Origin of the sequence: Rhodopseudomonas sp. BAL398 (assembly GCF_033001325.1) — a bacterium.
Taxonomy (GTDB): Bacteria; Pseudomonadota; Alphaproteobacteria; order Rhizobiales; family Xanthobacteraceae; genus JARJEH01.
Window position 1 is genome coordinate 2,947,576 of record NZ_CP133111.1, and the last position, 14,447, is coordinate 2,962,022.

The window sequence follows — 14,447 nt, forward strand, 5'->3', positions numbered from 1 at the left end:
AACTTCGACCTCCCTTAAACGCCCCATGGTCAGCGTCTTGCCTCTAACCACGACCCAGCGTCTTGCCGCTGGACCGCGCGCCGGGCCTGGAAATTTCTCCGATGATCGGCACCTAAACATTGAGCAGCGCGTGGAAACGCTTTGAAGTAGCCCGACACTATCCTAAATATAGGGCATGACCGAAGAGACGCCGGAACATCGTCGGCGAACGCCGCGCTTAAGTCCGTCGCAATATATGCGCGGGCGTCGACCGCATTTGTTTTCCGATTCCAAGAAAATCGGCCAAATCGAGCTAGAACGGGAAGTGCTTTCTCATCATCTCGAAACCTTGACGAAGCAGAATGCCGAAAAGATATTCGAGAACTTCGCCAAGCGACTCGCAGAAAAATTCATTTCGCCGAACATTCGTCCGCAAACGGGGCCTACTGGCGGTGGTGACGGAAAAACAGACGCAGAGAGCTTTCCGGTCGCAAAGGAAGTTTCCGATCGATGGTTTATCGCTGACGCCTCCGCCGGGTCCGAACGGCGAGCATTCGCGTTCAGCGCCAAGGAGGATTGGCGCGATAAAGTACAATCAGACGTCAAGGAAATCGCAGGAACCGGACGCGACTACGACCGGATCTACTTCATCACGAACCAGTATGCGTCGTCTCGCAAAAGCGCCCAAGTCCAGGACAAGCTGCAAGAGACCTATTCCATTCCTGTAACAATCCTCGATCGAACTTGGCTTCTCGACTGCGTGTTCGATCGCGACAGCCTCGATATCGCCCATGAGACGCTAGGGGTTGGGAAAAAGGTCGCCACGCCTGTTCAGGGTCCGCGTGACCTTACGCGGCAAACCGAGTTGGACCAACTCGATCACGCGATGAACGACGGTGCGACGTATCTTGGTCAGCTTCCAATACTTGTCGAGGACGCGTTACGCGCCGCGACGCTCGCTCGCGGGCTGGAAAGAAATCGGTATGAAGTCGATGGCCGCTTCGACCGTGCTGTCAGGCTTGCGAAAGACAACGGCCTGAAAACCCATCAATTATTGGCGGCCTATACATGGGCGTGGACATCCTATTGGTGGTTCGAAGACGCGCGGCGCCTAACCGAGCTGTACGATGAGGTCGAGAGCCTAGCGATTTCGTCGCAAGACGCCGACGATCTGGAGCGGCTTACGAATTTGTTGCCGCTTCTTACGAACGCCGTCGACACAGGCATGCTGACGAAAGATGCAGCCAATGTTGAGAAACGACGTGAAAGCGTTGTAGCCGCGCTCGAAGTGGCGAAGTCCGACACTTCCCGCCCGAACAATTCGCTGCACGCCCACGCGCTGCTTCTATTGAGTCGCGCCACTGCAATTCGTTCGTCCGCCGATGCGGCCAAGTTTGACGGTATCTGGGATGAATTCACCGACGTAATCAAGCAATCCCACGGGCTTGGCACGTTTCCGTTCGAAATGATTGCAAAGGTCATCACGGAACTAGGCGGGTTCGCGCCAGACAGCAAAGCTTTCGATAGATTGTACGAGACGCTGACGGATGCGATAGCGGAGCGCCAAAAGGAAGGCGCAGCAGCCAAGCTAAATAGCAAGCGCGGCTATCAGAAATTGGAGAAGGGTCTGCACTACGACGCGATCCGCTGGTTCGGGCGAGCCGTCGGTCTTCTTGTCAAAGAAGAATATGAAGACGAACTGGTCGAAGCCCTGCGCGGATGCAGCATTGCGTATATGCAGGCTGGTCTTTATTGGGCGGGGCGCAATTACGCGCTCGCAGCCGTTACGGGCGAGTGCCGTAAATTCAAGCAGTCTGGCAGCGTCGAGGGCATCGATCCGTCGATATTCACACACTGGTTCGAGTGTGAACTGCAATTGGGCCGCGTTCCCTTTGCACTAACAGCGCATGAGCTGGGAGCGAACATCCGAAATGGACGCTCGCGGACGGACGAGCAGAAGGAGGTTGCGGAAGAAACGCGCATTGAACAGGGCCATCGACTTGCCGCCTTCATGATAGCAACAGAATCCTGTGATCTGCCCGCGCTAACGAAACTTCCGGCTGCGGTCGACCGCCTCGGACTTCTGCAGGTCAGCACAGCGTTGCTTTTCCTGCTTGGCGGCGATGAAGCACTGCGCGGCGAGGACGGCCTTCCGGAGACGGAGACGCCGGAGATGATTGAATCGCTCTTCAACATGATGGCGGTCGCGGGCAGAGATGCCGCATTTGTTAGGCCCGACTATCTGCTGAAAGACCAGGTGCAATTGCGATCACACGTCCTTGGGTGTGGCATTGTCGTAAATTGCCGAAACTCCCTTACGTCGATTGGAATCGGCGAAGGCGTGTTGGGCGCGTTGGAGTCTTTGCTCGCAACCAGCCTGAATCTGACGACGTTGCCCAACTTGGATCATTTGGATATCCGCTTTATTCAAAGCGATGACGCGCCGCTTACTCCGGTGCTGAGCTTCATTGAAGAAAAGGGATCTACTGTTGCGGTTGTGACCCACCGCCCGAGGCTGACCTACGCGAACCGGGAAGAAGCTGCCGAGTTCTATGGCTGGCTCGCACAGTCGGTGATGCGGATATTTGTTACGTTCGCCGTGCCCGCAGATCCCGACGCTTGGGGCGCAGCGGTCCTAGGCGACGAGAGCGGTTTCTCGCGGGCGATCACATTTTCGAATGTGCCGACAATGTATGGCGTCATTTTTGGCGGAAAGGAGAAAATCTCGATCGACGACTGGAGTGAAGACGGCGACAAGCCGGTCACACTCACTCGGACGGCTGCGTGGTCGCCGAAATTTCCTGAAGAGAAGGAGCGCCCAGGGCCTGTCAAATCTGGCAAAGGGCAAGCGCCAGAGGGCACGTTCGATCTCGAGAGAAAGCGGCACACTGATTATCGAGTCGTCAGTCCGATCGACGCAAGAAAATGGGATGCCGCCGTTTGGCGCGGGACATTCTATGTGTGTTCGCCTGGGTCACGCATGATACCGATACTCGGGCTCATGTTCGAAAATGCTGAGCCTGCGGCGGGAATTTTCGAGGCATGGCGCGAGCGATTCGGCGATCGCGACGGGGAAGACAGTTTGCGGCTCGCAATTGTCACTGGAGTCAACATTTCGAACCCGCATGCTTATGCCGTTATCGTTGGTCCCAACATGGTCAAAATTGGGTCGGCCTCGACAGACATTGTTGGTTTCGTGGCACGGCGGAATGTAATGACGCCAACTTCGTCGAGAAACCTCGATATGTTTCTGAGTGAGTACCGCCGTATCGGTCGGTTCATGCTCGCGCCAGCGCGCATGAGAAGCGAAACCGAGCCGCCAGATCCGATCGGCGATTTGCGGTTGGAGAAATCCAATTTGGTTGTCCGCCCCGCTTGGACTATCGGGGAAAACGATCCCGACAGTTGCGCTCTAGATCTGGATGACCCGCCAATCATTCCCATAGACGAGGCAAACGCCCCTGTCCTGAGGGTGCTCGCCCAAAAGGCGGACTTTTTGGCTAAGCGCCGCAAGCCTAGAAAAGACGACAATGTGGAAACATTTCGGATTGAAGAAGGAAGCCGGGGTGAGCGTTGTAAGCAGATAGGGGCGACGTTCGGAGTCGCGACACACGCGATAAGCGAGCGAGATTTGTGACAACTATCAGGTCCGCTCCTGGCCCGGAGCGGACTTGCCAGCTTCGTTCACAATTGAGTTTTCGGCGACGTGAACGGTTGACGGATTTAGGCTATGCTCGTGCGAACGTCATGTTGACACTCTGAGTGTCGGTTAGTGAGCAGCGATGGAAGAGCCGTGGCACGATGTATTGAAGCCGCGCGGGGCAGTCATCGCTGGCATAGTTGGGCTCGTGATTGTATGGACGCTCCTCTATTATGCCTCTCACGTCGGGTACGTGTTCTGGGGCTATAGCCCTCCTGAATGGAAAAACCTTGGGACGGCTATGATTGCGCTCGGTTTCGCCGTTCCGTACGTTTTGGTGAAATGGATATTGAAGCGGCAACAGACCGATAAAAGCGGCTAAGGTCAAATTCCGACTATGTTCAGGGATGTCGCTACGGATCCACGCCGACGAGGTGAGCGAGTGATGTCGCTTGCTGGCACATTTCTGCCAAGCGAATAATGGCTGCGGGACCCGCTATATGTAGAGCTGTCTATGTTAGCCAAGTCCGCGCGGATCAAACGAGTCCGTTATTCTTGTCGCCAATTTCTGAAAGGGCCTCGCTTGCGCGCGTAGCCGGGATGTCGCGCGACAGGTCCTTGATGAACCGGTCACCCTTTGCCAGGCGGCGTCCGAGCGCCTGCACGAATCCCTCGAACCGTTCCAGGCCCTTGGCGCGCGCGGAAGCCTGCGCGCTGTCGGGCAAAGGCGGCGTGATCGTCAGCCAGAACCGGATGAACAGCGAGACGGTTTCTCCGAGAATGGCGATATCCTCGTCCATGCCTTCGATCTGGCGGCCAAGCCTGTCCATGCGGCGCGCCAAGACGGCTTCTAACCGCTCCGCGGAATCTTCCGACAGAAAGGACGCCACGGCGGCCTCGATCACGGCGGATTTGGAGACGTTACGCCGCAGCGCCAGAGCCTGGACCTGTTTGAGCAACGCCGGCTCGAAGTAGACGTTCATGCGAGTCTTGACTGGCATGGCAGAACTCACAGCCCGATGCCATCGGCGGGATCCATCGCCGCCTGCCGCGCCACGATGCGCACACTTTGCCGGAACGCTCGGGCCTTAGCAGCATCGATGTCAGGCCCCTCCTCCAGCATGTCGAATTCGCGATCCACGGGTTGTTGGTTTGGTACGATCTCCTCATGCTCGGGCAATTCCGGCTCGCGCCTGATGCCGGCGTTGGCAGGATCGGCGTCGAGAGGATGACCGTCTTGTATCCAACGCGGCACGGCGGTGGTGAGTTGCGGCAGCGCAAGCCAATCGTGCGGCGTCATGTCAGTGCCTTTCCATGCAATCTTGCCAAGGACCGGCGGCGGCAGAATGCGCTCCGCCAAGCGGCGATCCTCGTAGTAGCGCGCTTTCCTGGCGCGGATCGGATGGACACCGGAAACCAGCAGCAATTCGTCGGCGGGGGGAAGCTGCATCACCTCGCCGGGCGTCAGCAGCGGCCGCGCGGTCTCCTGTCGCGACACCATCAGATGGCCAAGCCAGGGCGCCAGCCGGTGGCCGGCATAGTTGGTGGAATCGCGCAACTCGGTTGCGGTGCCGAGCGCGTCCGAGACGCGTTTCGCGGTCCGCTCGTCGTTGGTGGCGAAGGCGACCCGGACGTGGCAATTATCCAACACGGAATTGTTGGCGCCGTAGGCTTTCTCGATCTGGTTGAGCGATTGCGCAATCAAGAAGCTCTTGATGCCGTAGCCGGCCATGAAGGCGAGTGCTGACTCGAAGAAGTCCAGCCGGCCCAGTGCGGGAAATTCATCGAGCATCAGCAGCAAGCGATGCCGACGACCGCCGGTGTTCAATTCCTCCGTGAGCCGCCGCCCGATCTGGTTGAGGATCAACCGGATCAACGGCTTGGTGCGATTGATATCGGAGGGCGGTACCACAAGGTAGAGGCTGAGCGATGCCCGCTGCACGATGAGATCGGCGATCCGCCAATCGCAGCGCTCGGTCACCTTGGCTACCACGGGATCGCGGTAGAGGCCGAGAAACGACATCGCGGTGGAGAGCACGCCCGACCGTTCGTTGTCCGACTTGTTCAAGAGTTCCCGGGCTGCAGAGGCGACCACGGGATGAACACCGCTCTCGCCAAGGTGCGGCGTCGACATCATGGCGCGCAGCGTCGCTTCGACCGGGCGCTTCGGATCGGACAGGAAGTTGGCGACCCCGGCCAGCGTCTTGTCCGGTTCCGCATAAAGGACGTGCAGGATGGCGCCGACGAGAAGGCTATGGCTGGTCTTCTCCCAATGATTGCGGCGATCGAGCGCTCCTTCCGGATCGACCAGGATATCGGCGATGTTCTGAACGTCGCGGACTTCCTTGTCGCCGCGCCGCACCTCCAACAGCGGATTGTAAGCTGCGGAGAGCGCGTCGGTCGGATCGAATTTGAGCACACGACCGAATCGCGACCGGAAACCAGCCGTCAGTGTCCAATTTTCTCCCTTGATGTCGTGAACGACCGTGCTGCCAGGCCACGTCAACAACGTGGGAACGACCAGGCCAACGCCTTTGCCCGACCGTGTCGGTGCAAAGCACAGCACGTGTTCCGGTCCGTCATGACGCAAGTAATGCTCGCGGTGACAGCCGAGGATGACTCCGTGGGGACCGAGCAATCCCGCGCCACGCATTTCCTGTTCGGAGGCCCAGCGGGCTGAGCCGTAGGTCTCGACGCTTTTCGCTTCGCGCGCCCTTAGGATCGACAGAGTGATGGCAACGGCGATGGTGATGAATCCGCCGGAAGCCGCGATAAACGCCCCTTCGACGAAGACAGAAGGTGCATACGCATCGAAGGCATACCACCACCAGAAGAACGCCGGCGGGTAGTAGACCGGCATGCCGGGTGCCAGTTCAAACCACGGTTGCCCAAGCTGGGGCTGAAAGCCGAGCCGCCAGGCCGTCCATTGCGTCGCGGTCCACGTTGTCGTCAGCACGACGGTAAGGACGATTGCGATCTGACCCCAAAGGATTCGTGTTCCCGACATGACGACTCCGATCGGCTGCTGATGCTGACCGATCAGAGACTGAGGCCGGTGGCGAAAGGCAATTCGAAAACATCACCGTCGCGCCGCCGGATAGTGTGGCGTGGAAATCGGCGGGCCTTAGAACTTCTGCCAATCAGGATCGGGGGCGCCGCGCTTGTTCGACCGATTGCTCAAGTAGCCGGCGGTAGCCGCGCTTGGTCATCCATTGCGCCCGCACCATGTGGCTTTCGAAGCAGCGCCGGGTTCTCGCCTCCTCCCGATCAGGATCGCGATGCAGCACAATCCGCGCTACCTCAGTCCAGTGCGCCCCGTCCGCCTTGGCGTCAAGCAGGCGCAGATAGGTCACGAAGTGTGCCTCGTCATATGGGGTGACGTCGGGGCCATCAGGCGCCTGGTCATCGACATCGGGATCAAGTTCAAGCTCTGCCGGCACAGCGCGCGCTCCTCACCCCACGGATATCAGCAAGTATCCCAAAATGGGATAATCCCAACTCAGGATTACCGGAATGGCTCCTTTTCTTCAATGGGGCCCCGTTCCGCATGCCGAAATCGTTGCGCACGCCGCGACAGCGGCAGCTCCAATCCCTGCTTACGGCCGCGCGCAAGAAGAACGGTATGACGCAGGCCGATTTGGCAACAGCGCTGGACAAACCGCAATCCTTTGTCGCCAAGTATGAGAACGGTGAGCGGCGAATTGACGTAATCGAGTTTATCGATATTGCCACTGCGGTGGGAGCTGCTCCCGGAGATATTTTGGCGCAGATCCAGTTGGTGGACGAATCCGCCAAGCGAACATCTCGCCGGCCCCGCAAAGCGTAGAGCCTCTGAAGGATCGTTCCTGTTTAGCCTATCACCAAGCCATGGAGCGTTGCTGCTGCGGCGCCCCGGGCGAAAAGCCTGAGAGCCGCCGCGTTAACGGCCGATCAAGGCCCGGACGTCCTTCAGCAGCACGAAGAGGTGCATGGGATCGCTGGGTGACGCGATGAAATCAAACCGTTCGCAGAACGCCCGCGCCTCATCATCCTTGGCGTGGACGGCGAAGGCCCGCAGCCCGGCGATTTCGGCCGCCGCGAGCGTCCGGGCCAGCGCGTCCTTCAGAAGGCCCGAGCCGATCCCCTTGCCGGCCCAGGCGCTGGCGACGGCGAGGCGAGCAAGGATCATCAGCGGGATCGGATGCCGGGCGACGCCCTTGCGCAGCCGTTCCGGGGCATCGTCGTAAGTGACGTCGCCGAACGCCAAGGTGTAGAAGCCGACAAGCTCATCCTGCGATAAGGCCAGATAGGTCTGCGAGCTGTTGGAAAGCTGGCTCTGCAGAGCATATCGGACCACGAAGCGGTTCAACGGCTCCTTGCCGCAATCAAACCCTTCGACGCGATGGTCCCGCCGCAGCTTCTCGATGCGCAACGTCATCTATTCGGTCGGGGCTTGCTCGAAGACGCTGGGTTCGGTCAACAGCCGCTGCAGCCGCGGCAGCGGCCGGGGCGGCGCATCGAGTGCTGCCAGAAATGCCTCCCAACCTGCAGCGTCGAGCCCAAAATGCTGACGGTCGGGCAAAGCCTCCTGCGCGCGGTCGAGCGCACTCTCCAGCACGAATTCGCTGACCGAGCGTCGCGACGCCTGCGCAGCGGCATTCAGCAAGCGCTTCGCCTCCGGCGTCAGGCGCAGATCGAGTTTCTCGGATCGGATGGCATTGGCCATGGTGAGTTCTCCTACGCGCCGTCTAGCACATCAGGCCGGCGTTGTCATGACATTGTCTGGCGTCGGTCTGTCACAATCCCAGCCCCCGCTTCCGACCGAGTTGCCAGGACACCGATCCGCCCTGCACCACGCCCATCACCTCGCGTCCCAGCTGGTTGTCGATCACCGGCCGCCAGGGCACCAGCGTGAATTCGTGGGCGTTCTCGACCAGCGCGAACTTGCCGCTGGACAACTGGACGGTCTGCTTGAAGACGCCCTGCACGGTCTCACCATCGGCAGCGGCCCGAAACGGCAGCGCCCGTGAGGCCGCAAGTGCGCTGCCGGTGCTGATGACCTCACGTTGTTCGAGCGTGGCGACCAGGTTGCGGCGGTAGAGCATTCGGCCATCGGGATAGCGGGTGGCGTCGCCCTGCCCGATCAGATGCTCGCGCCGACGGTCCATCGCCTGCTGCACCTCCTGTCCGAAGCCGGCCGCGACCAGGTCGGCGGGTCCACGACTGACCAGCCGGCGATCGAGCCAGGTCGCGCCCTCAGCCCCGATCTGACTCTCCAGATCGAAGTTGGAAAGCACGCGAATGTTGAGCTGGCGATTTCGCCCCAAGTCATAGGCCGCAGCCCGGCTGGCAAAATCGTCCGGAAGCCGCCAATGGTCGGCGTCGATCCGCTCGACGATGCCGGCGCGCCGCAGCGCCTCTAGCCGGCGGACATGGGCGTCGATGAAGCCGTCATAGTCCCCGCTAGGGACGCGGCCATCGAACCGCGCCTGCTCCAGATGCCGGCTCGGCCGATAGACGCCATTTTCGGCCATGTCCGAAATGGCGCGGTCGGCGGGGCGCCGGCCAACCTCTGCCGAACCGGCCTCGACGATGCTGCCGATGCCGATGTTCTCAACTCCGGCCGGATCGACCCCGGCGACATGGTGGGTGCGGCCGTCGATGCCGTCGATGATCAGGGTCAGATTCTCTCCCAGCTCGTCAGAGAGATGCTTGTCGATCACTCGACCGAGGATCGGCGTCGCGGGTGCAATGTCGTGGATCTGGAAGCTCGCCGGATCGCGCTCGACGCCCTCGGCCTGCAGCGCCCGCTGCATCGTCTTGATGATGTCGCCGCGCTCGCCCAATTCGCGCAAGGTGGGCTCCAGTCTTTCGCTCAACTCCCAACGGCCGGGCGCCTGCTCGGTGGCGAGCCCCATTCGCTTCAGCTTGCCCAGTCGCGCTAACCGCAGCGCGTGATCGGCAATGCCGCGCGGATCGGCCGGAGCGTGCCGAAGATCGAGGGGGCCCTCGCCGGCCTCGGCGATCAGCGCTCGGTCAATGCGGGTGAAGCGGTCCTGATCAATCTCCGCGGTGAGCTTGCGGCGCTGTTCGAGTTCGGTGACAGGACCGAGTTCAAGGGTCACCAGCTCGCTCGCCCGCTCGCGAATGCCATGGGCCATGTAGTCGCCATTGATGACCAGATCCTCGCCCAATTCATCCCGGCCGTTGATGATGACATGGACGTGAGGATGGCCGGTGTTGAAGTGGTTCACCGCGACCCAATCGAGCTTGGTTCCGAGGTCAGCTTCGAGCTTACTCATGAGGTCCCGGGTGAAGCCGGTCAGGTCGCCGAGCTCTGCGCCGTCCTCCGGCGAGACGATGACGCGAAACTGGTGGCGATCGTCCTTGCCGCGATCCAGGAAATCAGCGCCGTCGGCATGGTCCTGCGTCGCCGAGTACAGCCGGCCGCGTTCGCCATCGCGCGAGGTGCCGTCACGCTGGATATAACGCAAATGAGCAGCGGCGCGCCCATTCTTGCCGGCGGCTCGGACCGAGCGCGACTTGACCATGACGCGTCGGGCGCCCGGCTGACGGTGGCTCCATCCGCGTTCACCCAAGGCGCGGGCGCGAACGAAGGCAGCACCCCGGCCGCGACGGACGCCCCGCCGCCCGCCGAGCTTGCCTCGAGCTTGGCCTTCCGCGCCACCACCCTTTCCATACGCGGATGTGCCGGACGGCCCCGCGCCATGTTGACGGGCGACCTTGCGAACCCGGGTGAAGAAGCTCTTTGCCGCCGCGTCGCTGCGGACGTCGGAACGGATGTGGCCGGGCCGCGGCCGGAAGCGATCCTCATCATCCTTGCTCATCGGCGTAACACCTTTCGACCGGCCGAAAAACGCGGAATTGAGCCGGGGTGCCGCAAAGACCCGCGTGAATGCTGAGGTTTCACCAGAACGCGGCACTCCACGATCTTCTCGACGGTGCCGTGCGCCCGCTCCTAACCAGTGTGCAGACCGCGCTTATTTGCGCGCGATGGCCAGACGTGGTGCCATCGGCTTTAATCTTGCCCTCCGCTCCCTCCACCATCTGCGCCCTCCCTGCTGTCGCAATGTTCGGAATTATCGCTCTCCAATCTGCACGGCCGATCAACACAGGCGCTAGCGCGAGGAGCCGTCAGCAGCGCGCGTTACGAACAATGACGCCGCGCTCTGCCTGTCGTGCGGCTGCCAACTGTGCTGCGGTTCGAGCCCCGAGAGATCGGTCACCGAACGTGCACGCAATCGACCATCGACCTGCAGCCGATTGGGCGGCGCAGTGTTGTGGGCCAGCACAGCGAACAGCGGTGCGCTGCTCCATGCGCTCGCACCGGTTGCGATCGTGGCGTTGCGATTGAGCGGTTCACCGCCGATCAAAGGCGCAAGTGCCGCGACATAGGCCAGCGTCTCCGCGGGCAATGAGCGGCCAAAGTTGAGATACTCCGCATAGCGGCCGGGGCCGGCATTGTAGGCGGCGAGAAAACCCGTCGCGCCGTAACGATCGTGCATCTCACGCAAGTAGGCCGCGCCCGCCAAAATGTTGTCATGGGGGTCATAGGGGTCGCCGCCGAGCCGGTGGCGCAGCCGCAATCCGGCCCAGGTCTCTGGCATGATCTGCATCAGCCCGAGCGCGCCTTTCGGCGACACCGCGCGTGCTCGACCGCCACTCTCAACGCGCATCACCGCGCGAATCCATCTTTCCGGTAGACCAAAACGTTGTGACGCCTCGGCGATTTCGGCGGCATAGCGATCGGCGAGATCGGTCGCCATCGGTGCACCGTGCAACTTCACGGGCTCGGCAGAAACCGCGCTGATCGCGCTGACCTGCAACGCCAGCGCGCTCACGGTTATGATTGCCCAACGCGCAGCCGTGTCGCACACGACCTGACGGCAGCGAGCCATCGTGCTCGCCGCCGGGACGGGCAAGGCGCAAGCACCAACCTGCGGCCACCGGTCGATGCAACCTACGACGGAGGTGCAAAAGCCGTTAGGGGAGAAGGCATTGACCGGCTTTCGATCGGCCACGGGGAGTGAACATGCAGGCCTTGCTCGCATGGCTTCACGCAGCCTCATGACGCCGCGGCGGCCGATTCCACAACAGACTGAACTCCGCTCCGTTGTCGTCGGCCTGGAACAGATTGGCGCGGATCGGCTGTGCGAAGCTGGGATCGTCGAGCTGCAGCGAGATGTAGTCGCCGGCCCTCTCGCCGGTGCGTTTCCAACCGGCGCCAACCTCGGGTCCGACCTCCGAGCTCGCGTCATTGGCGAGATGAATGCGATAGTCCGGCGCGTTCTCCGCGTCGGATTTATCGATCGGGACCAGAACGAGGTCCGCATCGAATGCAAGCGTACGGATGCGCCCCGAGAGACCCGTCTTGGTCCGCTTGAACGTGCCGATCTGTGCCATTGGATGTCCTTTCATGTGAGGTTGGAGTTCAGTCAGCGTGTCGGCGCGCGCCATTGATAGCGGCCGTCACCTCCCTCGTCGGTCCACAGCGGAAGCGCGCGGCCGACGACAGAGTCTTTGGGGATCGGCCCGAAGTAACGGCCATCGAGGCTGTCCTGGACGTCCCAGTTCATCAGGAAGATTTCGTCGGGGCCGAGCGTCTGGCACCCCTGCCACACCGGCAGGATGTGGCCACGCCGATCGTAGGGCAGCGCCTCCCCTACCGTGACGGTGTCGATGGTCACGCTGCTGCCGGAGCGACACACCGTTTGTCCGGGAAGGGCAGCGACGCGCTTCATCAGCGGCACACCGCGCGGCAAATACTCCCGCGCAATGAGATAACTGACCAAGGGTTCGGGGGCCTCGACGGCGACCAGATCGGTGACGCCGAGATCAGCCGCCGGCCACACCGCGTAGAGGCCGATCGGCGCACTTGCCGATGCATTCCAGATCAGCTTCGGCGCGACCGTGACGGTCGATCGGCCGATCATCACCAGCACGACAAAAGACGTCGCCATGACATAAGCAAGCCGCGTCATGGCGCGATCCTTTGACGCTTGAGCCAGGCGGCGTGGCGTTCCTCCGTGTAGCCGTGGGGAACAGCACCAGCGGCCAGTCGGTTGTGTATGTGCCGCCAGTGATCGGGTGCGGCGTCGGCCGGGTCGATGCCCAGCGCCTCGACGGCATCGATCGCTTGCAGCACGCGCTGCACCTTGGGCCAGCCATAGACCCGCAGCAGGCTCTCGCCGCCGGGCCGGACAAAGCCGACCGTCGAACAGGCCTCGCCCGCCGCAACTGCGCGCAGGATGTCGATCCGCGAGACCACAGTGCCAAACTCGTTCGACGCCCAGCGGACGAAGGCGAAAACGCTGCCCGGCGCGAAGGCGACGGTGCTGCGATGGCGATTGACGACCCGTTCGGAGGCAACATGACCGAAGCGTATCCAGCGCTGCAGCCGCTTCTCGATCCAGATCAGATCGACGTCCGTGAGGGTGTCATCTTTAACATCGATCATGATGCCGCTCCCTCAACGCGAAGGGCTTGCCCGGCATGTCGCGCAGCATGGCGGCGACCTCGAAGTCACATTGGAGGCATACAAGATTGGAGGTTCCGCACGCGTGATCGGCGATGCGCGGCGCCCGACGGCCCGCAGAGCGAGCGACATCGTGCTGACGCAGCGTTTGCGATGGAGCAGCGCTGGTCATCGCTTACTCCTCTTGGAGTTCGGAGCGCGATCGACTCCACCGCTGACTTGCGACGGTTCCTCTTCGGCTGCGGTTGAAGTGGTTGGATGCGGGTCGATGGTAGTGCGCACCGGTCCACGAAAGCCGGCACCGGCACCACGGCGCACTTGCACGCCGTACAAAACAGAAGAGTTAGAATCTATGTTAGATTCTAAGTTAGGAGCCCGATTTTGCTGTTCCAGCCAAAGGTTTAGTTGCGGTTGGTGCGCCTGATCTGCCGATAGGGTTTGCGCCTGATCTGCCGATACCGCTGCGCCTGATCTGCCGAGCCTGTTCACAAGGTTCTGCACAGGCACTGTGGACAAATCGACCGGCAGGATGCGCAGCAGCTCGGAGCGCCCCTCGCGCTCGATCAGCAATCGGTAACCGGGCAGCGGCTGACGCGCCGCGATACGCCTGATGTCGAGCGCAAAATCAGAGCCGCGCGCGAGACTGCCCGATTTGGCGTGGAGATGTGCCACCTCGAACACCCAGCCCTGCCGCTGGTGGCCGGCGTGCTTGCGCGCAACCCTGTAAAGCCAGCGCTCGATGCCGCCCGTCAACCGGAAGTAGGCAGGATCGATGGTCAGCACCAGCGAGCGGTCGATCACGCCATTGTAGAACCAATCAGGCAGCACAAATTCGATGCCCTCGACGCGGCCGCTGTGCGTCGACATCTCCTCCCATTCGTTGATCCAGGAGAATTGCCGGCGCCGCCAGTGCTCCCCGTTGCGGATGGTGGTGGCGATGACGGTGGACTGCAGGCGCGCCAACGCCGCCTTCAAAAGCAGGTACTGCTGGTTTCCGGTCGGGCGGCCGACACCGCGCAGCAGCTGATACGGCGTGAAGCGAAAGAAGCGCGACGTGGTAAGTCCCAGGTTCTCGGCTCGAACAATCTGGCTCGCCGCCCAGATCAGCACGTCGGCGTCCCAGATCGTCGCCATGCCATGCTTGGGCATGCCGAACACCTGCACCTCGACGTCATTGGCGCGGTAGAGGATCGGCTTGGTGCGTGGCGATTTCGACAGCGAGAAGAACGGCCGCTCCATCAGATCGCGCTGGTCGCGCGGGCTGGCATCGCCGCCTATCACCACGAACGGATTGAGCCGGGTCCGCTCGCTTTCGCACGGCGCAGGCCGGCGTGGCTCATCGAGGTTGCGCAT

At 61.6% G+C, this 14,447-nt stretch carries 14 protein-coding genes; 3 read left to right on the plus strand and 11 right to left on the minus strand.

What is annotated here, in order from left to right; translation table 11 throughout:
- The first annotated feature begins 175 nt into the window (after nucleotides 1-175).
- A complete protein-coding gene (locus RBJ75_RS13955; RefSeq protein ID WP_152647553.1) occupies nucleotides 176-3,616 on the plus strand; it encodes a hypothetical protein in 3,441 nt (1,146 codons plus the stop codon).
- Between the two features lie 539 nt (nucleotides 3,617-4,155).
- On the opposite strand, the gene RBJ75_RS13960 is transcribed toward RBJ75_RS13955, so the two are convergent.
- The 3 genes from RBJ75_RS13960 to RBJ75_RS13970 all read right to left on the minus strand — a co-directional run bounded on the left by RBJ75_RS13960 (nucleotide 4,156) and on the right by RBJ75_RS13970 (nucleotide 7,059).
- The gene (locus RBJ75_RS13960) at nucleotides 4,156-4,620 is read right to left on the minus strand and encodes a CopG family transcriptional regulator (RefSeq protein ID WP_044404207.1); all 465 of its coding nucleotides are present in this window, start codon (nucleotides 4,618-4,620) and stop codon (nucleotides 4,156-4,158) included.
- An 8-nt stretch (nucleotides 4,621-4,628) separates the two neighbouring features.
- Complete coding sequence (locus tag RBJ75_RS13965) at nucleotides 4,629-6,626, minus strand: conjugal transfer protein TraG (RefSeq protein WP_044404209.1); 1,998 nt, start codon at nucleotides 6,624-6,626, stop codon at nucleotides 4,629-4,631.
- Between the two features lie 133 nt (nucleotides 6,627-6,759).
- Nucleotides 6,760-7,059 carry a DNA -binding domain-containing protein gene (locus tag RBJ75_RS13970; RefSeq protein WP_044404212.1) on the minus strand — a complete coding sequence of 100 codons (300 nt, stop codon included), beginning with the start codon at nucleotides 7,057-7,059 and terminating at the stop codon, nucleotides 6,760-6,762.
- Nucleotides 7,060-7,241: 182 nt separating this feature from the next.
- Between RBJ75_RS13970 and RBJ75_RS13975 the strand changes: the two genes are divergently transcribed.
- Entirely contained in the window at nucleotides 7,242-7,445 is a 204-nt protein-coding gene (locus RBJ75_RS13975; protein ID WP_411194512.1) for a helix-turn-helix domain-containing protein, read from the plus strand.
- A 93-nt stretch (nucleotides 7,446-7,538) separates the two neighbouring features.
- Here RBJ75_RS13975 and RBJ75_RS13980 read toward each other — a convergent pair whose 3' ends face one another.
- The 3 genes from RBJ75_RS13980 to RBJ75_RS13990 form a co-directional block, all read right to left on the minus strand.
- Nucleotides 7,539-8,036 carry a GNAT family N-acetyltransferase gene (locus tag RBJ75_RS13980; protein ID WP_044404218.1) on the minus strand — a complete coding sequence of 166 codons (498 nt, stop codon included), beginning with the start codon at nucleotides 8,034-8,036 and terminating at the stop codon, nucleotides 7,539-7,541.
- Nucleotides 8,037-8,324, minus strand: coding sequence for a DUF1778 domain-containing protein (locus tag RBJ75_RS13985; RefSeq protein WP_011473978.1), 288 nt, complete (start codon nucleotides 8,322-8,324; stop codon nucleotides 8,037-8,039).
- Nucleotides 8,325-8,394: 70 nt separating this feature from the next.
- Complete coding sequence (locus RBJ75_RS13990) at nucleotides 8,395-10,149, minus strand: DUF3363 domain-containing protein (protein WP_411194513.1); 1,755 nt, start codon at nucleotides 10,147-10,149, stop codon at nucleotides 8,395-8,397.
- Between RBJ75_RS13990 and RBJ75_RS13995 the strand changes: the two genes are divergently transcribed.
- Nucleotides 10,093-10,521, plus strand: coding sequence for a hypothetical protein (locus tag RBJ75_RS13995; protein WP_234707283.1), 429 nt, complete (start codon nucleotides 10,093-10,095; stop codon nucleotides 10,519-10,521). The two genes, RBJ75_RS13990 and RBJ75_RS13995, sit on opposite strands and share 57 nt — an antisense overlap.
- Nucleotides 10,522-10,737: 216 nt before the next feature.
- On the opposite strand, the gene RBJ75_RS14000 is transcribed toward RBJ75_RS13995, so the two are convergent.
- The 5 genes from RBJ75_RS14000 to RBJ75_RS14020 all read right to left on the minus strand — a co-directional run bounded on the left by RBJ75_RS14000 (nucleotide 10,738) and on the right by RBJ75_RS14020 (nucleotide 14,447).
- Nucleotides 10,738-11,460, minus strand: a complete 723-nt coding sequence (locus tag RBJ75_RS14000; protein ID WP_052628763.1) for a lytic transglycosylase domain-containing protein — start codon at nucleotides 11,458-11,460, stop codon at nucleotides 10,738-10,740.
- 214 nt (nucleotides 11,461-11,674) lie between these two features.
- Complete coding sequence (locus RBJ75_RS14005; protein WP_044404243.1) at nucleotides 11,675-12,022, minus strand: DUF736 domain-containing protein; 348 nt, start codon at nucleotides 12,020-12,022, stop codon at nucleotides 11,675-11,677.
- Between the two features lie 32 nt (nucleotides 12,023-12,054).
- On the minus strand, nucleotides 12,055-12,600 hold the full coding sequence (locus RBJ75_RS14010; RefSeq protein ID WP_044404245.1) for a S26 family signal peptidase: 546 nt from the start codon (nucleotides 12,598-12,600) through the stop codon (nucleotides 12,055-12,057).
- The gene (locus tag RBJ75_RS14015) at nucleotides 12,597-13,076 is read right to left on the minus strand and encodes a DUF2840 domain-containing protein (protein WP_044404247.1); all 480 of its coding nucleotides are present in this window, start codon (nucleotides 13,074-13,076) and stop codon (nucleotides 12,597-12,599) included. The genes RBJ75_RS14010 and RBJ75_RS14015 overlap by 4 nt, the downstream gene beginning before the upstream one ends.
- Before the next feature lie 186 nt (nucleotides 13,077-13,262).
- Nucleotides 13,263-14,447: a replication initiator protein A gene (locus RBJ75_RS14020; RefSeq protein ID WP_044404248.1), complete on the minus strand. Its 1,185-nt coding sequence runs from the start codon at nucleotides 14,445-14,447 to the stop codon at nucleotides 13,263-13,265.